General features: G+C 43.9%; 15 protein-coding genes and 1 pseudogene. 9 read left to right on the top strand and 7 right to left on the bottom strand.

Features of this window, described 5'->3' with window-relative positions:
- A pseudogene (locus V7D75_RS08175) lies at positions 1 to 246 on the top strand (MATE family efflux transporter); the annotation flags it as partial.
- 63 nt (positions 247 to 309) lie between these two features.
- On the opposite strand, the gene V7D75_RS08170 reads toward V7D75_RS08175, so the two are convergent.
- The gene (locus V7D75_RS08170) at positions 310 to 1,068 is read right to left on the bottom strand and encodes an aspartate/glutamate racemase family protein (RefSeq protein ID WP_333614166.1); all 759 of its coding nucleotides are present in this window, start codon (positions 1,066 to 1,068) and stop codon (positions 310 to 312) included.
- Positions 1,069 to 1,235: 167 nt separating this feature from the next.
- Here V7D75_RS08170 and V7D75_RS08165 point away from each other — a divergent pair, with 167 nt between their 5' ends.
- Positions 1,236 to 1,586: a DUF2798 domain-containing protein gene (locus V7D75_RS08165; RefSeq protein ID WP_226928786.1), complete on the top strand. Its 351-nt coding sequence runs from the start codon at positions 1,236 to 1,238 to the stop codon at positions 1,584 to 1,586.
- Here V7D75_RS08165 and oppF read toward each other — a convergent pair.
- From oppF to V7D75_RS08140, 5 genes are all read right to left on the bottom strand, one after another.
- A complete protein-coding gene (gene oppF / locus V7D75_RS08160) occupies positions 1,583 to 2,611 on the bottom strand; it encodes a murein tripeptide/oligopeptide ABC transporter ATP binding protein OppF (protein WP_333614165.1) in 1,029 nt (342 codons plus the stop codon). The two genes, V7D75_RS08165 and oppF, sit on opposite strands and share 4 nt — an antisense overlap.
- A 3-nt stretch (positions 2,612 to 2,614) precedes the next feature.
- Entirely contained in the window at positions 2,615 to 3,754 is a 1,140-nt protein-coding gene (oppD, locus tag V7D75_RS08155; RefSeq protein ID WP_333614164.1) for an oligopeptide ABC transporter ATP-binding protein OppD, read from the bottom strand.
- Between the two features lie 26 nt (positions 3,755 to 3,780).
- Positions 3,781 to 4,686, bottom strand: a complete 906-nt coding sequence (gene oppC, locus V7D75_RS08150) for an oligopeptide ABC transporter permease OppC (protein ID WP_201542446.1) — start codon at positions 4,684 to 4,686, stop codon at positions 3,781 to 3,783.
- A gap of 84 nt (positions 4,687 to 4,770) precedes the next feature.
- Positions 4,771 to 5,691, bottom strand: coding sequence for an oligopeptide ABC transporter permease OppB (gene oppB, locus V7D75_RS08145; RefSeq protein ID WP_333614163.1), 921 nt, complete (start codon positions 5,689 to 5,691; stop codon positions 4,771 to 4,773).
- A gap of 154 nt (positions 5,692 to 5,845) precedes the next feature.
- Positions 5,846 to 7,519 (bottom strand): ABC transporter substrate-binding protein, encoded by a 1,674-nt coding sequence (locus V7D75_RS08140; RefSeq protein ID WP_238059986.1) that lies wholly within the window; start codon positions 7,517 to 7,519, stop codon positions 5,846 to 5,848.
- Positions 7,520 to 8,011: 492 nt separating this feature from the next.
- Between V7D75_RS08140 and V7D75_RS08135 the strand changes: the two genes are divergently transcribed.
- The 7 genes from V7D75_RS08135 to V7D75_RS08105 all read left to right on the top strand — a co-directional run bounded on the left by V7D75_RS08135 (position 8,012) and on the right by V7D75_RS08105 (position 15,355).
- A complete protein-coding gene (locus tag V7D75_RS08135) occupies positions 8,012 to 9,112 on the top strand; it encodes a DUF2157 domain-containing protein (RefSeq protein ID WP_333614162.1) in 1,101 nt (366 codons plus the stop codon).
- On the top strand, positions 9,105 to 10,277 hold the full coding sequence (locus V7D75_RS08130) for a DUF4401 domain-containing protein (protein ID WP_333614161.1): 1,173 nt from the start codon (positions 9,105 to 9,107) through the stop codon (positions 10,275 to 10,277). Before V7D75_RS08135 ends, V7D75_RS08130 begins: the two co-directional genes overlap by 8 nt.
- Entirely contained in the window at positions 10,274 to 10,891 is a 618-nt protein-coding gene (locus V7D75_RS08125; RefSeq protein ID WP_333614160.1) for a GDYXXLXY domain-containing protein, read from the top strand. Before V7D75_RS08130 ends, V7D75_RS08125 begins: the two co-directional genes overlap by 4 nt.
- 145 nt (positions 10,892 to 11,036) lie before the next feature.
- Entirely contained in the window at positions 11,037 to 12,014 is a 978-nt protein-coding gene (locus V7D75_RS08120) for a zinc-binding dehydrogenase (protein WP_333614159.1), read from the top strand.
- 266 nt (positions 12,015 to 12,280) lie between these two features.
- Entirely contained in the window at positions 12,281 to 13,261 is a 981-nt protein-coding gene (locus tag V7D75_RS08115) for a zinc-binding dehydrogenase (RefSeq protein ID WP_333614158.1), read from the top strand.
- A 53-nt stretch (positions 13,262 to 13,314) separates the two neighbouring features.
- Positions 13,315 to 14,319 (top strand): YhdH/YhfP family quinone oxidoreductase, encoded by a 1,005-nt coding sequence (locus V7D75_RS08110; protein ID WP_333614157.1) that lies wholly within the window; start codon positions 13,315 to 13,317, stop codon positions 14,317 to 14,319.
- A gap of 193 nt (positions 14,320 to 14,512) precedes the next feature.
- A complete protein-coding gene (locus V7D75_RS08105) occupies positions 14,513 to 15,355 on the top strand; it encodes an HNH endonuclease (protein WP_333614156.1) in 843 nt (280 codons plus the stop codon).
- 80 nt (positions 15,356 to 15,435) lie between these two features.
- On the opposite strand, the gene guaA is transcribed toward V7D75_RS08105, so the two are convergent.
- On the bottom strand, positions 15,436 to 17,046 hold the full coding sequence (gene guaA, locus V7D75_RS08100; protein WP_333614155.1) for a glutamine-hydrolyzing GMP synthase: 1,611 nt from the start codon (positions 17,044 to 17,046) through the stop codon (positions 15,436 to 15,438).
- Positions 17,047 to 17,484: the final 438 nt, after the last annotated feature.

The raw sequence follows: 17,484 nt of genomic DNA, 5'->3' as shown, positions 1-17,484 counted from the left end.
GCGGGATTATATCTATACGGCGGCTGGCGCAAAGGTAAAAATATGCCAGCCGAAGAAGCAGCGCAAAGGTCGGAGGAGTTTCGCGCCCAAACCGGCACCAGTGCCTCGTTTCGCGATATTTTACCGACCACAGTGTGGAGACTATCGCCTTTACGCCGTATTACAAGGCTGCGTCGTCGACTACAAAAACGCCTGCAAAAACACCGTATGAGAAGAAAACATAAACGTTCCTCGCGCGGTTTATAAGGGTTTATAAGGGTTTATAGATAGTAAGTTGAATTGATTGATTGCAGCTCAATTGGTTTAGGTTTAATAATTTAATAAAAAATCCACCGCTGCTGCTGCATGAATTGCAGTGGTATCAAATATAGGGATTGGGCTATCTGTCTGCTGAATCAGCAGTCCAATTTCGGTACAGCCCAAAATGACGCCTTCTGCGCCTTTATCCGCTAAATCTTCAATCACTTGCTGATAATACTGGCGCGAGCTATCAAGTAGCTGACCTTGACACAGCTCCTCATAAATAATGCGATGTACCTCTGCCCGTGCGCCTGTCTCTGGTAACAACACTTGCAAGCCTGCATCTATCAAACGCTGCTTATAAAAATCCTCTGTCATGGTGAACTGTGTACCAATTAGCGCAACTTTGGTTAGCCCTTGCTCCTTAATCGCCGCAGCGGTGACATCAGCAATATGAATAGTCGGTAAGTTGGTAGCGGCTTGGACATCATCGATGACTTTATGCATGGTATTAGTCGCGATAAGCAGACCTTGCGCGCCAGCCGCTTGCAGACGTTTGCCGCTATTGGCCAATACTTTACCCATTTCATCCCATGCGCCTTGTGCTTGCAGCGCCTCAATCGGTGCAAAGTCCACGCTATGAATCAGTAAATCTGCTGAATGCAAATTGCCAAGTCTAGCTTTGTTACCCTCATTTATCAGTCGATAATAGCTTTCGGTACTCTCCCAACTCATGCCGCCGATGATGCCAAGCGTCCTTTGTTTACATGAGTTTTTGGATAAATGTTTTTCTACGTTCTGGGCTAAATTACTTGGATTGGCAGACATTTTTATCCTCATAGAGTTGTTTTGGACAGTGCTAAGTTTACTTTATCAGCATGAATGGCGACAAATTATTAAAACTGAATGATAACAATATAATAAGGCGAACTTGATGATTGATAATAACCATTTTACCTCGCCGTCATCACGCGTTATCATAGTCGCCGCTAAGCATGAGCAATGCTTTATATCATCCTCTCTCATCGCAAAATATCACGTTTACAGCAGCAGTGAAACGTGGCTCTCATCAAGCAGGACAACAGAACATTATGGCAAACTTCCCGACCGTCAGAATACGCACGCGGCGCAAATACTATCGGCTGATTTTCACCTTTTTAATGGCGCTGATGATGTCGACGATTATCTCGACGGCCCTGCTACTGATCAATGTAGGATTTGTCGAAGGCTTTTTTATCACGTTGTTTAACTCGTGGAAATATGCCTTTATGGTCGCTTGGCCGAGCGCCTATATTTGCGCCTATTTAATCCAAGAGCACCTGCTGAGTAGGATTGAGTTTTATTAAATAATCTCAACCTTATTTTTTAAGCAAGCGACTCTATGATCTAAAACCCCTTCTAATACAGGTTCTATTTGAGCGCATTCGCTTCCTGCTATTGGACAGCGGGTTCGGAATACGCAGCCCGATGGTGGGTTTATCGGACTTGGTAGGTCACCTTCTAATAACTGAATGGTTTTATTACGCTCAGCAATAGGGTCAGGTAATGGCACAGCAGACATCAATGCTTGGGTATAAGGGTGCGTCGGATTGCTATAAACAGCTTCACCTACTCCCAATTCGACCGCGTGTCCCAGATACATGACCAGTACCCGATGAGCGATGTGTTTAATAACGGATAAATCATGAGCGATAAAGATAAGCGATAGGCCCATCTCTTGCTGTAGGTCTTGTAATAAGTTAATAACCTGCGCTTGAATGGAGACATCAAGAGCAGAGACTGGCTCATCACAAATGATGATTTTAGGTTTTAATATAAGCGCACGAGCGATACCAATTCGTTGACACTGACCACCAGAAAACTCGTGTGGATAGCGGTTAATCTGATTCGGCAGTAGCCGAACCTTTTTCATAATGGGACGTACTGCATCCTGAACGTCGGACTTTTTCATTTCTGGATAATAAGTCCGTAGCGGCTCAGCGATGATATCGCCTACGGTCATGCGTGGATTGAGCGAGGCTAGCGGATCTTGAAAAATCATTTGAATGTCTTTACGCTTTAGTCTCATGGTCTTTTTGGAAGCGCCAACTATCTCTTCGTCACCGAACTTAATACTGCCAGAATTAGCACGCACTAAGCCGATAATCGTTCTAGCCAACGTTGACTTACCGCAGCCAGACTCTCCTACTACTCCTAAAGTCTCACCCGGAAACAGCTCAAACGACACACCGTTTACTGCCTTTAGCGTGTCAGGCTTTTGCCAAAAGTAGGTGCCTTTTTGCTTAATATTAAACGTAGTATGGACATCTTGCACTTGCAATAGTGGAGACCGAGTTTGGTTTTGAGACATACCTGTGTTTGCTACTGTCATGCCCTAGCCCTCCAGTTTTGATAGATGATTAGCGTCCGTATCTGTTGTCATACCCTTTGCCGCTACTTCTGAATCAGACACTTGTGTTTCAGGATGCCAATGGCAAGCCCGTTGACGCTCGTTAGGTAAAAATTCAAGTGGCGGCGCTACTGTACGGCAGATATCCATGGCGTGTGAACAGCGCTCATGAAAAGGACAGCCGGTTGGCAGATGAAGCAAGTTTGGCGGGCTGCCAGGAATGGTCGCAAGCTTACCTTTATCATCGTCAAGACGCGGAATGGCTTTTAACAATCCGATCGTATAGGGGTGAGAAGGCGCGTAGAAAATCTCTTCTGTTTCGCCATACGCCATCGTACGACCAGCATACATCACCAACATCCGATCGCAGATGCCAGCCACTACTCCCAAATCATGCGTAATCATGATAATGGTGGTACCAAAGTCGCGCTTTAGCTCATTTAATAGCACCATAATTTGTGCTTGAACAGTCACATCAAGCGCAGTCGTAGGCTCATCAGCGATGAGTAGCTTTGGGCGACAAAGCAGCGCCATCGCAATCATAACCCGCTGACGCATACCGCCTGAAAACTCATGCGGATACATGCCAATACGATTTTTGGCCTCAGGGATTTTGACCGCATCTAGCATTCGCACCGATTCTGCCCAAGCATCCCTTTTACTCAGCCCTTTATGTAGTGTCAAGACTTCGGCGAGCTGATCCCCTATTTTCATATAAGGGTTGAGCGAGGTCATCGGATCTTGGAAGATCATAGCGATTTGCTCAGCACGTATTTTATTCAATGCCTTTTGCGATAAACCTAGCAGCTCATTGCCTTCAAATTTTACAGAACCAGTGGTACGGCCGTTTTTTGCCAGCAATCCCATAATAGCGAACGCCGTCTGCGACTTACCAGAACCTGACTCACCGACGATGCCCAAAGTTTCACCCTCATGCAGGTTAAAATTTAAACCATTAACGGCGGTCACTAGGCCATCTTCAGTAGTAAATTGTACCGATAAATCTTGTACCGATAATAGGCTATTCTCTTGCTGACTCTGATTATTAAGCGCTGAATCAACGCCTACTTTACGGACAGTAGAGTCTGTTTGCTTAGGTGAACCATTCATGTGTTGAGTTGTCATAGTCTTGCTCTCTTAGCGATATTTGACTAGCGGTCTTTGGGGTCAAACGCATCACGTAAACCATCGCCGATAAAGTTGAAGCAGAATAAAGTAATAACCAAAAAAGCGGAAGGAATCAAAATCTGCCAAGGGGCGACTTGCAACGTCTGAGAACCTTCTTGCAGTAATGCCCCCCAACTGGTCATCGGCTCTTGTACCCCAAGCCCCAAAAAGCTCAAAAACGACTCAAACAAAATCATCGTCGGCACGAGTAAAGAAGCATAAACCACCACCACCCCAAGCACATTAGGAACGATATGACGCAGGATAATATTAAACCCTGAAACCCCGCCTACATGCGCTGCCTCAATGAACTCCTTGCTCTTTAGGCTCAGTGTCTGACCACGGACGATACGAGCCACATCAAGCCAAGACACCAGTCCAATAGCGACAAAGATTAAAATAAGGTTACGGCCAAATATAGTCACGAGCAAAATTACAAAGAACATAAATGGAAAGGCGCTTAGAATCTCCAAAAAACGCATCATGATCATATCAACTTTACCGCCAAGATAGCCTGACGTTGCGCCATACACTGTTCCGACCAATACTGCCACCGTGGCGCCAGCGATACCAACCAATAAAGAGATACGGCCACCGACTGCAGTGCGCACGAGTAAGTCGCGACCAAGCGAGTCGGTACCGAAATAGTGCTTATTTTCAATCGAAGGCGCAGCTTGCATAAAGTTCCAATCGGTCTCTGCGTAGCCAAAAGGCGCAATCATTGGCATAAATATGACAAAAATACCGACGAGTAATAAGATAAAAAAGCTCGTCACAGCCGCTTTGTTTTGATAAAAACGGCGCCAAGCATCTTGCCATAGGCTACGGCCTTTAATCTCTTTAATAGGCAGAGTCATAGCCTCGGTTGGCTGGTCTACGAGAAGGCTCATAGTCGTCCCTTTATTAATCTCATGGATAATCTGATAGTCATTTTTAAGTAATAAGTAAGCGCAACCATGTCTGTTAGCTAGCCCTTAATACTGAATTTTTGGATCAATTATCGCGTATAAAATATCGACAATCGCATTAAAGGCGATGGTTAATACACCGACCAAAATGGTCAAACTCAGCACCACACCATAATCACGATTAAGTGCGCCATTCACAAATAGCTGTCCGATACCAGGTAAACCAAAGATAGTTTCTATTACAATAGAGCCGGTAATAATACCCACAAAAGCGGGACCCAAATACGATATCACTGGTAACAATGCTGGTCTAAGCGCATGTTTCATAACGATTTGGCGCATGGGTAAACCTTTAGACTTGGCCGTGCGGATATACTGGCTATTCATAACCTCGATCATCGAGCCGCGCATAATACGGGCGATACTCGCAACGTAGGCTAATGCTAGGGCGGTGACTGGTAATATGAGGTTGCGTAGAGCGCCGTCATTCCAGCCGCCAGCAGGCAGCCACTGCAAAAGAATCGCAAAAATAAGGACCAATAACGGTGCTTTGACAAAACTCGGTATCACAACCCCTGTCATCGCAAAAGCCATCAATATATAATCCAGCCACGAGTTTTGCTTGAGCGCTGCGATAACGCCAAGGATTAGGCCTAGTACCAATGCTAGTATGAAAGCATACAAACCAAGTTCCATCGAAACGGGGAACGACTGTGATAGCAACTCGTTGACGGTATAGTCTTTATACTTAAACGATGGCCCAAAATCACCCATCGCCAATTGTTTTAAATAATGGGCATACTGTAACCACATGGGATCATTAAGATTGTACTTAGCTTCGATATTGGCCAATACGGCGGGAGATAAACTGCGCTCAGAAGTAAAAGGACTACCTGGCGCTAATCGCATCATAAAAAAAGACACGGTTATTAAAACAAACATAGTTGGAATGGCTTCCAAAATACGCCGAAAGATGAGCTTTAGCATAAGGCCTCTTTTAAGGTTCCTTTTATAAGGATGCCTATTTTCAAGTGCTTGTTTTCAACGTAGCCTTGCTACGTTTTTAACTCAAATAAGTAAGCGCTATAAGTCAGAATCCGTCTGCTTTATAGCGCCCACTAGGGTTTTAGCTATTTACTTATCAGTGCTTAGCAATAGAGATATCTTTACCTTGCCAATTATCTAAAGGATCTTTATCTGAGAAGCCAATCACATAAGGCTTAACTAAGCGAGGGCTAACATAATGATAGATGTTGAGTAGCCCCATATCCTGATCGAGCTGCGCTTCCGCTTTTTGATACAAGCTTGCACGCTGCTCCGGTGACACGCCCGTTTTTAATGTTTGCGCCATCAGACTGTCAAAATTGGCACTAGCATACTTACCATAGTTACCACTATTGTCAGATTTAGCGATATTCAAAAAGGCTGAAGGCTCGTTATAATCCGCACACCAACCTGCTCGAGCGATTTGATAATTACCATTTCGGCGGGTATCAAGATAAGTTTTCCACTCTTTGTTGGTCAAAGTCACATCGACAAACCCTAGGGCTTGCTTCCATAGTGAGGTGGCTGCTACCGCGACCTTTTTATGGTTGTCATTGGTGTTGTAAAGGAGCTCAAAGGCAAGCGGATTATTCTCGTTATAGCCCGCTTCGTTCAACAATTTTTTGGCCTCTTTAATACGCTTCTCTTTGTCCCAAGTTGACCACTCTGGGGTATTTACCACCTTACCATTGGTCGACTTAGGGGTGAGCTGATAAGCTGCCGTTTGGCCTTGACCGATCACTTTGTCCGCGATGGTATCGCGATCTAAAGCTAAAGCTAAAGCGCGGCGTACTTTTGGATTATCAAAAGGAGGTTTGACGGTATTAAACTCATAATAATAAGTACAAAGGTAAGGTGAGATTCTAAGCTCATCGCCGTTTTGTTTCTTCAAGGAAGCAAATTGCTCGGTTGGAATCTCATTATAGGTGACATCCACTTCGCCAGCCTGATAGCGCGCTACATCGGTAGTGCTAGAAGGAATGGGTAGCATCGTAATGGTATCGAGCTTTGTATTGGCATCGTCATAATAAGAAGGATTACGCGTCAAAACCAGCTCATCATTAATCTGCCATTTACTGACTTTATAAGGGCCATTGACCACAATATTGGTAGGGTCTGTCCATTTATCACCGAAAGCTTCGATCGTTTTTTGATGGACAGGCTTGACCGAGTTATGAATCAGCATGTCTGGAAAATAAGGCACAGGCTCTGATAACGTCACTTGCAAGGTTTTATCATCAATCGCCTTGACACCAAGTGTTTCAATACCAGCTGCGCCTTCAACGATTTTGTCAGCACCGACCACTTTGGCATCGACTAAATAGCTTGAATAAGGTGACGCGGTATTGGGATCGACCAAACGGCGCATGCTATAGACAAAATCTTGTGCCGTAACCGGATCACCATTTGACCATTTGGCATCACGTAATTTAAAGGTCCAAACTTTATTATCGGTACTTTCCCATTCGGTGGCCATTCCTGGTATCGTTTTGCCATCGGCATCTGTGTTGGTCAAACCTTCAAACAATTGGCGACCAATATTAGATTCAGGAACTCCAGATACTTTATGGGGATCAAGCGACTCAGGCTCTGTGCCATTATTAATGACCATCTCTTGAGTGTCCGCTAATACGCTTGGATCAATATTGGCTGACGAGCTGGCATTATTATCAGTTGCCGTATTGTCACTACAGCCTGTCATAAACATAGCGAGAGCAAGAGAAGTGGGTAAAAATACGGTAGTACGAAGGGAAGTAGGGTTGAGGGTCATATGGCATCCTAGCGGGAAGAAGACAGGCCGTCGGCCTCGTCTTTTATTAAGTCCATTTAAATTTAGTATCTATTGGCTATATCTTTGATGTTCTAAATCAGTAAAGACTGAACATACAACTCATACAGTATAGAAAACTATTGTTAACAGTAATAATAAAAAAAGTTATCAATGTCAACAGTATTTGAACTTATATCCATAGTGATGAACAGGAAATCACCATAGCACTAATGATAAAAATAAGTAAAAAAGATTAAAAAACCTGCAAATTTGCAATTTTTTGCCTAGATTTGATGTTTTTTATCTTAGAAAACTTACCACGCATCAAATAGCTATTTTGATGTTAATAATTGTATCCTGATTTTATTTACATCTACTAAAACTGATGGACTTCTTTATTCAGCCCACTTAATCGTACTTTTAATAAAGATAACGCTACCTTGTGAAAAACAGCTAAGATAGCCTAAAACTGTTTTTTAATCAGAGGCGACTATGAGCCACGCACGGCGTACTATCGAGCAGTTACTGCAGCAAGATATTCTCCCTCTTAAAAATGCCGAGGCAGCAGCAACGCATCTAGAAGTCTATCCGAGTAAACGCACGTGGCTGAACTTTTTTGATAAGGCGCTGCTGATTATTGGCGCGGTAGCACTGGTTTTATCCCTAGTATTTTTTATCGCTTATAACTGGCAAAACTTGGGCAAAATAGGCAAATTCGCTTTAGTTGAAGGAGCGCTGGCAATCACCATTGCGCTTTATGTGTCACTGTCCTTTAGGCGACAATTTCAACTGATTCGGCAGTTGTTATTACTTATCGCTAGTATTATTACCGGTAGCTTATTGGCGCTATTTGGGCAGATCTATCAAACAGGCGCTGATACGTGGCAGCTTTTCTTTGCTTGGGCAATACTGATTACCCCTTGGGTAGTTATCGCCCGTTTCCCTGCACTCTGGCTGCTGTGGTTAGGGCTAATCAATGCATTTTTGCTACTGTATCTGGATGTCGCAAATCTACAATTTATCAGCCATCACCTGCAAAATATCTCTCAAGTAGCCGTTCTTGCGCTATTTAATTTTATTGCCTTTTATAGTTGGTTGATTGGTTTCGATAATAAAACTTCCTCTTCTATTCCCTATCTGTTTCATCGCATTAACGTTAAAAAACCCACTGCTCAAATAAACAGCGCTCAAACCAAATCCAGCTTGCACTGGAGTACTTATGTCGTCGGTTTATTAGGCACGTTTTTTATCACTTATTTGGCGATTGTCACGGTCTTTGATAATGGCGATATCTGGGCAACGCTTATCGCTACCATAGTATGGTTAGGTTGGGGCGGCTTTATGGTTTGGCAATTTCATCAGCGCCGTATAGATTTGCTAATGCTGACTTATCTGTCATTTTCTATCATTACTGTGGTGATGTTTTGGGTCAGTAAATGGCTATTAGATGATTTTGACGCGGGTGGATTTTTAGTATTAGCCTTGCTCCTTATCGGCATGAGCTCGGCGGCAGTTGTATGGCTGCGCAAAGTTGCTTATATCAACAATGATGACACTACCTCTTTTATTATTAAGGGAGACAGTGATGAATAATGAGCTGAATAATATCAACCATAGTCAGCAACAGCCCGAGATTTTGCTATTGCAGCAGCAGGGGCTTATCGACGCACAAAACGCCAATGATAAGCTTTTAAATAATGCAGCTGCAGCGCACACGCATAGCCCGTGGTTTATCAGTTTGCTTTTTGGTTTTAGTGGCGTATTTGCCAGTCTATTTTTTATCGGGTTTTTGACCTTAATTTTAGACAACACCGGCTTGCTGGATAGTACGCTAGCGCTATTTATCATTGGCGCGATATTAGGCGTTAGTGGCGGATTCTTATTTTATAACGCCCGCTTGCGCCATAGCGCTTTTTGGAACAGTTTAGCCTTTGCAGTTACGCTAGCAGGTCAAGGTTATATCGCCTATGCTTTACTGGCGAGTGAGATTACAGAGCCGCTCAATATAATACTATTGCTCCTTGTACAACTGTTGATGACGGTTGTCATTCCCAATTTTGTCTATCGTTTATTGAGCGCAACCTTGGCTTTAGTCTGCCTACTTTACCTGTTAAATTACTATCATTTATCCGAAATCAGCTTAGGATTATTGGCATTAATCACTAGCGTGACTCATTTACAGCGTTATACACTCGCTGTATTTATCCCAACTAAATGGAGAATGAATGCGTTAGAAATTATGAGTGCTATTGGCTATGCGAGCGCCTATGTCTTGCTCAGCATTTCCGTCTATTTTATCGCTGCGGAATATGGCAATAGCTTTGATAGTGATGGAGAAGCCTTTAGCTATAACTACTACTTAGCCCAAGGACTATTAACGCTTGCCAGCCTTTATGCCGCTTATCTCATTCTAAAGCGCTATCACATCAAATTATTATCAGCAGCAGGACTACTCATTAGCGCTGCGATTGTACTACTTGGGATAATGTCTATTTATGTCTCAGGCTTATTGGCCACCAGTTTGATTATTATCATTGCTACTGCTAATAGCCAACGCGTGCTGTTAGGGTTGGGCGTTATCGCCTTAGTCGGTTATATTTTTTGGTATTACTATCAGCTCGATACGTCTTTATTGGTCAAATCCGCCTCCCTATTTGTTATTGGAATCGCGCTATTGCTGCTGCGCTGGCTGCTTATCAAAGGCTATTTTGCGAAGATAAAACCAAGCGCTAACGATCATCAGGAGCGGCTGTCATGAATGATAAAATTTTGACCAAGCGCTTGCTTAAAGACACATCAAAGACCCATTGGCTACAAAAACCGGCAGTCACGATTATTATTGCCCTCCTGGGATTGGCGCTGGTATTGGTGGTGATGACGAGGAATATCGTAAAGTATGAAAACCATCTTACGACTGGCGATACGGTTTTATTAGCGCTTGCACCCGTTGATCCACGCGGCTTTATGCAGGGCGACTATATGACGCTTAGCTATGCGCTAGAGCGTGACGTATTTGCTGCCTTAAATAGAGACCCCGGTAGCTATCCTATTAACGAACAAGGCTATGTCATTGTCGCTTTAGACCAACATAACGTCGGACAGTTTAAGCGCTTAGCGGCTAATCAGCCTAAAAATCTAGCCTCTAATGAGATGGCGATTCACTACCGTATCCGTAACGGCGTAATGCAGCTTGCGACCAATGCTTTTTTCTTCCAAGAAGGTCATGGCGAGGTTTTTGAGGCGGCAGAATATGGGCTGTTTCGGGTCAATGATAACGGTGAGCCGCTACTGACTAATTTGGTCGACGATAACTTTAAAGTGATTAGTCCAAAGCAGCTAGATACAGAAAAAACTGCTCGTAGTGCCAACTAGAAGTTGCTAAGTTATCGCTGACAACTTTGCTTTACCAAAGTAATATTGCGACAAGCAAGCTGGGTTTGCTACTGTTGATGGCTACAAATTTATTCGCTCGTCAAAAACATTTGAAAAAACGTAACAATTAAAAAAAGGATTTATTATGCGTAGTGCAACCTATGACCATTTTGGCAAACCAACTGAAGTATTGAGCCTCGGCGATAGCCCAATTCCTGAGCCAAAAGCCAATGAGGTGCGCGTCAAAACCATTCTCGCTTCCATTCATAACCATGATCTGCTTACCATTCGTGGTCAGTATGGCTTTAAACCTGAAATGCCTGCTATCGGTGGTAGCGAAGCCTTAGGCGTTATCGATGCCGTTGGTAGTAAGGTTAAAGACTTAAAAGTCGGGCAACGCGTGGCAGCTGCCAGTGTACAAGCAACGTGGGCAGAGTATTTCGTCGCCTCAGCGGATATGGTATTTCCTATCCCTGATAGTTTAAAAGATGAACTGGCCGCGCAGTTAATTGCCATGCCGCTGAGTGCGTTGATGCTACTAGAGTTCTTAGAAGTAGAAAGGGGTCAATGGGTTATTCATAACGCCGCCAACGGTGCCGTTGGTAAATCGCTTGCCATGCTAGCGGCGGCGCGCGGCGTCAAAACCATTAATCTGGTAAGAAGTGACGATGCCATAAAAGAGTTAGATACTCTCGGTATCAAAAACAATATCAACACCTCAGATGACGACTGGAAAGAGCAAGTCAAAGCGATCATCGGTAATGATAAAATCAGTGCGGCGGTCGATTCGGTCGGCGGTGAAAATAGCGGCGATTTGTTATCGTTACTCGGTCATGGTGGCACCTTCGCCGCCTTTGGGGCGATGTCGGGCAAACCTATGGTCATCAATCCGACCCATATGATTTTCAAGCAAGCGGTGATGAAAGGCTTTTGGGGCAGTAAGCTCAGTCAAGAAATGAGCGTGGAGAATAAGCAGCGCCTAGTGAATGAGCTGATCGATAGAGCGGTAGACGGACAATTAAAACTGCCTGTAGAAGCGGTATTTGATTTGGCCGATATCGTAAAAGCGGTCGATGGTAAGTTGCAGTCAGGCAAAAAAGGCAAGGTATTGCTAAAGCCTTGAATTATTATTAATTTATTATTTAGCTAACCTTCGTTTTATTGACAATGGCAGCGTTCTTTATTAAGAGCGCTGCCATTTTTTATGGTGACTTCTTCTAACCTATCTCTTATAGCCTACCGCGCAATATCCTGATAAATAGCAACAACGTTCCTTTACCAAAGTCAGGTTGCAGCTCGCAAGACCCGCTTGTTAAGGTTGATGGGCAATTATCTACTAACATTGCTTAAAAATTAAAACATTGAATTAAAATAATAAAGGGAATCATCATGCGTAGCGCAACTTATAACGAATTTGGCAAACCTTCAGAAGTAATTAGCATCATCGACAGCCCTACCCCAGAACCCAAAAATAACGAAGTCCGTATCAAAACCATCCTGTCCTCTATTCACAATCACGACATCGTGACCATAAAAGGCGAATACGGTCATAAACCTGATTTGCCTGCCACTGGTGGCTCTGAGGCGGTTGGTACGATTGATGCGTTAGGTAAAGAAGTCAAAGGTTTTGAACAAGGCCAGCGCGTCGTCGTGTCTGGCGTATCAGGCACTTGGGCGGAATATTTTATCGCGCCAGCAAAAAGCCTTATCCCTATTCCAGACGCCATCGATGATGAAATGGCCGCCCAGTTAATTGCCATGCCGATGAGTGCGTTGCTGTTGATTGAATTTTTAAATATTAAGCCCGGTCAATGGCTTATCCAAAACGCCGCCAATGGTGCGGTCGGTGAATCAATGGCGATGCTGGCGCCTGAGCGTCATATCAATACGATTAACTTGGTACGTAGTAAAGAGTCAGAACAAGAGCTTATCGAGCTTGGTATCACTGACAATAACGTCGTGACCGATGATGACGACTGGAAAGAGCAAGTACAAAAAATCGTTGGTGACGCCAAAATAAGCGGCGCGGTCGATGCGGTCGGCGGCAAATCAGGCGGTGAGCTGCTGTCACTACTCGGTAAGCATGGCGCAATGGCGTCATTAGGGTCAGTGTCTGGCGAACCACTGATGCTAAACCCAAGCAATCTGATTTTCAATTTGACTAAAGTTAAAGGTTTTTGGGCAAGCGATTTAATGCAAGAGATCAGCGCCGATGATAAGCAGCGTTTAATTGAAGAGCTGCTTGAGCGTGCCTCAAGCGGTATCCTAAAATTACCTACTGGCGGCCTCTATGATTTAGACGATATTCAAAAAGCGGTTTCAGAAGACGTCCAATCAGAGAAAAAAGGTAAGATATTGATTAAGCCTTAAGCTGCTTGTGCAAAGAGCATTTACTATAAAAGCAATAAGAAAGGATTCAGACAATGTCAAATAACAAAACCTTTAAAGCCTTAGTGGTTCACGAAACCAGCAACGGTGAATTTAAAAAAAGCATTGAGCAGCGCAGTGTCAGCGACTTGCCTGACAATGATTTATTAATCGAAGTGCATTATTCATCGTTAAACTTCAAAGATGCTATGTCAGCATCCGGCAATAAAAGAATCACCAAACACTACCCGCACACTCCTGGCATTGATGCGGCAGGCGTGGTGGTAAGCGACAAGTCTGGCACATTTTCTGAAGGCCAAGAAGTCGTGGTCTTTGGCTATGATTTGGGCATGGATACCAATGGCGGTCTCAGTCAGATGATATCTATCCCTGCCGATTGGGCGGTCGAATGCCCGTCATCGCTCACGCTAAAAGAAGCGATGATCTATGGTACGGGCGGCTTAACCGCAGCCTTAAGCGTGCAAAAGTTAGAGAAAATGGGCGCAAAACCTGAAGACGGTCCAGTCGCGGTCACGGGTGCAACCGGCGGCGTCGGTAGTATCAGTATCGCGATATTAAGTCAGCTTGGCTATGAGGTCATCGCCTTCTCTGGCAAGCCGGAGCAAAGCGACTATCTAAAAGAGCTTGGTGCAAGCGAAGACCGTCATCGCGATACCATCAATGAAATCGGCGATAAGCCCGTCGGTCGTGAGCTATGGGCAAACGCTATTGATACCATCGGCGGCGACTATTTGGCCAATTTGCTCAAGCAAACCAAAGCTGGCGGTGCGGTTACCTCTTGCGGCTTGGCGGGCGGCGCTGAGTTTACGATGACGGTATTGCCGTTTATAACTCGTGCGGTGTCGCTACTCGGTATCGATTCGGTCTATATTCCACTGGCGGATAAAAAGGCTATTTGGCAGCGAGTTTCAACCGATATGAAACTGCCCAATCTAGAAAGTTATGCTGAGGAGATTACGTTAGAGCAAACGCCTGAGTACTTAGATCGCTTTATGGCGAGCAAGACGGTTGGGCGTTATGTGGTGAATGTGCGGGGTTAAATTTTAGATTATTAACAGCTAATCTTTGCAAGCCGTAGCGGTGTTCTTTACTTTGGAGAGCACCGCTATTTTTTTAAAATTACATAATACGCTTTTATAAACTCCAGAAATTACAATTTAAGGCAAGAAGTAGAAAAACATTTATCAACTATAGTAAACTCTATTAGCTTAATAAAAAAATAAGGAAGCCAGAGTGTTTGAAACAGGAAAAATTTATAACCGTCTTTCTGATATACACGGTATATATAAAGGCCAACAATATGGCGGCATAGCAACACCTGCCGAGTACCCATTTATATTTATTTTTACCGGCGATGCTGGTGGAGATTATGGGTATAGAGATGGATATGATAATGAAGGTGTCTTCAACTATACGGGTGAAGGGCAAATAGGTGATATGAAGATGACTAAAGGAAATTTAGCTATTCGTGATCATCAAAAAAACAGGAAGGAAATATATCTTTTTGAAAAATTCCTATCAGGCTATCGCTTCGTAGGTCTTTGTAATTACATAGATAACCGCATAGAAAAACTAAAAGATAGAAATGGTGAGTTACGTAATGCTATCGTTTTTCGTTTAGATATTATTAATGCTCAAAATATTGATAAAGCTCAAACCTCGACTTCCAAAGTAGTTGAAGCCCCTAAGGCCGTTTATATCACTAAGCCTAATAAAAGTAAGTCATTACAGCAATTACGAGAGATTGCCTTAAGCTCAACACCAATCCACGCAAGCGCTCAAGAAAAAATCCAATCTATTCAGAACCGTAGTACAGCAATTAAGCTGTATGCTAAAAAAAGAGCTAATGGGATATGCGAGGGATGTAATGAGACAGCTCCATTTGAAACTAAATCTGGACCTTATCTGGAAGTCCATCATCTAACCAGGTTGGCAGATGGTGGTGCAGACTTACCTCAAAACGTTATCGCATTGTGTCCTACCTGTCATCGAAAAGCCCACTACTCTTTGGATTATTTAGAATTTAATAATCAGTTAATAAACAAAGTCGCTACTATCGAAGCAGCTCTTAGCTAGTAGTATATTCAAGAGTGAAATAAAAAAAACACCCAACCAAGTTGAGTGTTTTTTTATATCAGCTAAAAACTAAGTAGGTATTATTCCCACTCAATCGTCGCTGGTGGCTTACTCGACACATCATAAGTCACACGTGAGACGTCAGCGATTTCATTCATAATGCGGTTCGATACCGTCTCAATCAAATCATACGGCAGATGGGCAAAGCGCGCGGTCATAAAGTCGACAGTTTCAACGGCACGTAGCGCAATCACCCACGCATAGCGGCGGCCATCGCCAACCACGCCGACTGATTTGATTGGTTGGAATACCGCAAATGCTTGCGCGGTCTTATCGTACCAGCCTGAGCGCTCAAGCTCTTGCATAAAGATCGCATCGGCAAGACGTAAGATATCGGCGTATTCCTTTTTGACTTCGCCAAGGATACGCACGCCCAAACCTGGACCTGGGAACGGATGACGGTAGATCATTTTCTCTGGTAGGCCAAGGGTGATACCGAGTTTACGCACTTCATCTTTAAACAAATCGCGTAATGGCTCGACCAACTCAAACGCCAAGTCATCTGGCAGACCGCCGACGTTATGGTGGCTCTTAATGACGTGCGCTTTGCCTTGGTGCGATTTTGCTGATTCGATGACGTCAGGATAAATCGTCCCTTGTGCCAAAAACTCAATGACTTTGCCATCGCTTTGCGCGCTGATTTCACGGGCGCTATTGGCGAACACATCGATAAAGGTTTTACCGATGATTTTACGTTTGGCTTCGGGATCTGACTCGCCTGCTAAGGCGTTTAAGAATAAGTCTTCGGCATCGACACGGATGACTTTTACACCCATGTTTTCAGCGAACACTTGCATTACCTGATCGCCTTCGTGCAAACGCAAGAGACCATTATCAACGAACACACAGGTCAGCTGATCGCCAATCGCTTTATGCAGTAGCGCGGCAACTACTGAGCTATCGACACCGCCTGACAGACCGAGCAATACTTGTTTATCACCGATTTGCTCTTTGAGCTGTGCCACGCGCATATCGATAATATTGTCAGGCGTCCAATCGCCGGCGCAGTCGCAAATCTGATGGACAAAACGACCCAATAACGCCTGACCTTGTAGGGTATGCGTCACTTCAGGATGGAACTGTAAACCATAGTACTGCTTGTCATCATTGGCCATAATGGCGATCGGACAGCTTGGCGTACTGGCGATAATATCAAAGCCTTGCGGCGCTTCGATCACTTTGTCACCATGACTCATCCAAACGTTTAGCGTGGTCGCGTTGTCTTCACTGACGTGGTCTTCGATACCTTCGGTTAATTTTGAATGACCATCGACATTGATGGTCGCGGCGCCAAATTCATGGATATCGCTGGCATGAACTTTACCGCCGAAACGATCCGCCATCGCCTGCATACCGTAGCAAATGCCCAAGACTGGCACACCAAGCTCAAACACGGCGTCATTGATACGTGGGCTGTTTTCGGCATGCACGCTCTCAGGACCGCCCGATAGGATGACACCTTTGGCGCCAAAGTCCATGATGCGCTGGGTATCGATATCATAAGGGAACATCTCACAAAAAACGCCAGAGTCGCGTACACGGCGAGCAATCAGTTGGCTATATTGCGAGCCAAAATCAAGAATAAGAATACGATCTTCTTTGATAGTAGGGATAGCAGCGGCAGTGGTCATAAATCGATGTCCATCAAGAAAAAATTAGTGCCCTATTTTAACAAGTTTGCGCCTATTAATGGCTATTAGATGGTGAATTATTGACGATTTTTGCGAGATATTCCGCCTTTATAAGATAATACGCCAGCGCGAACCCCAATAATACCGCTACTAAATAAAAGTCATAAATTTTTATTATACAAAAGACGAGTCTATATGAAATATTTGTTTATATTGTGCTATGCTCAAACGATAAATATGTTTGCTTTAAGATTGGTGATTGGGATAAGCGCTTAATATCGTATGATTTTTACGATAACCCTGAGCCTAATCATTCATCTATACCGAGCAAACAAGCTGAACCAGCTTTAACCGAATCCTTTAGTATAAAAACCGTGATAACGAATCGACAGGTATGTCCCTATGAGCAAAATCAAATCTCTTATTCGTAAAACCACT

The sequence above is a fragment of the Psychrobacter sp. genome (genome assembly GCF_036731945.1).
Classification (GTDB): domain Bacteria; phylum Pseudomonadota; class Gammaproteobacteria; order Pseudomonadales; family Moraxellaceae; genus Psychrobacter.
Note: the sequence above shows the minus strand (reverse complement) of the source record. Positions and strands in the feature narration are given on the sequence as shown.

Excerpts from the sequence above, each read along its gene's own strand:
- oppB (WP_333614163.1), bottom strand. The coding sequence starts at position 5,691 with ATGCTAAAGCTCATCTTTCGGCGTATTTTGGAAGCCATTCCAACTATG.
- V7D75_RS08120 (WP_333614159.1), top strand. The coding sequence starts at position 11,037 with ATGCGTAGTGCAACCTATGACCATTTTGGCAAACCAACTGAAGTATTG.
- V7D75_RS08125 (WP_333614160.1), top strand. The coding sequence starts at position 10,274 with ATGAATGATAAAATTTTGACCAAGCGCTTGCTTAAAGACACATCAAAG.
- V7D75_RS08170 (WP_333614166.1), bottom strand. The coding sequence starts at position 1,068 with ATGTCTGCCAATCCAAGTAATTTAGCCCAGAACGTAGAAAAACATTTA.
- V7D75_RS08165 (WP_226928786.1), top strand. The coding sequence starts at position 1,236 with ATGAGCAATGCTTTATATCATCCTCTCTCATCGCAAAATATCACGTTT.
- oppD (WP_333614164.1), bottom strand. The coding sequence starts at position 3,754 with ATGACAACTCAACACATGAATGGTTCACCTAAGCAAACAGACTCTACT.
- V7D75_RS08135 (WP_333614162.1), top strand. The coding sequence starts at position 8,012 with ATGAGCCACGCACGGCGTACTATCGAGCAGTTACTGCAGCAAGATATT.
- oppF (WP_333614165.1), bottom strand. The coding sequence starts at position 2,611 with ATGACAGTAGCAAACACAGGTATGTCTCAAAACCAAACTCGGTCTCCA.
- V7D75_RS08130 (WP_333614161.1), top strand. The coding sequence starts at position 9,105 with ATGAATAATGAGCTGAATAATATCAACCATAGTCAGCAACAGCCCGAG.
- V7D75_RS08115 (WP_333614158.1), top strand. The coding sequence starts at position 12,281 with ATGCGTAGCGCAACTTATAACGAATTTGGCAAACCTTCAGAAGTAATT.
- oppC (WP_201542446.1), bottom strand. The coding sequence starts at position 4,686 with ATGAGCCTTCTCGTAGACCAGCCAACCGAGGCTATGACTCTGCCTATT.
- guaA (WP_333614155.1), bottom strand. The coding sequence starts at position 17,046 with ATGACCACTGCCGCTGCTATCCCTACTATCAAAGAAGATCGTATTCTT.
- V7D75_RS08140 (WP_238059986.1), bottom strand. The coding sequence starts at position 7,519 with ATGACCCTCAACCCTACTTCCCTTCGTACTACCGTATTTTTACCCACT.
- V7D75_RS08110 (WP_333614157.1), top strand. The coding sequence starts at position 13,315 with ATGTCAAATAACAAAACCTTTAAAGCCTTAGTGGTTCACGAAACCAGC.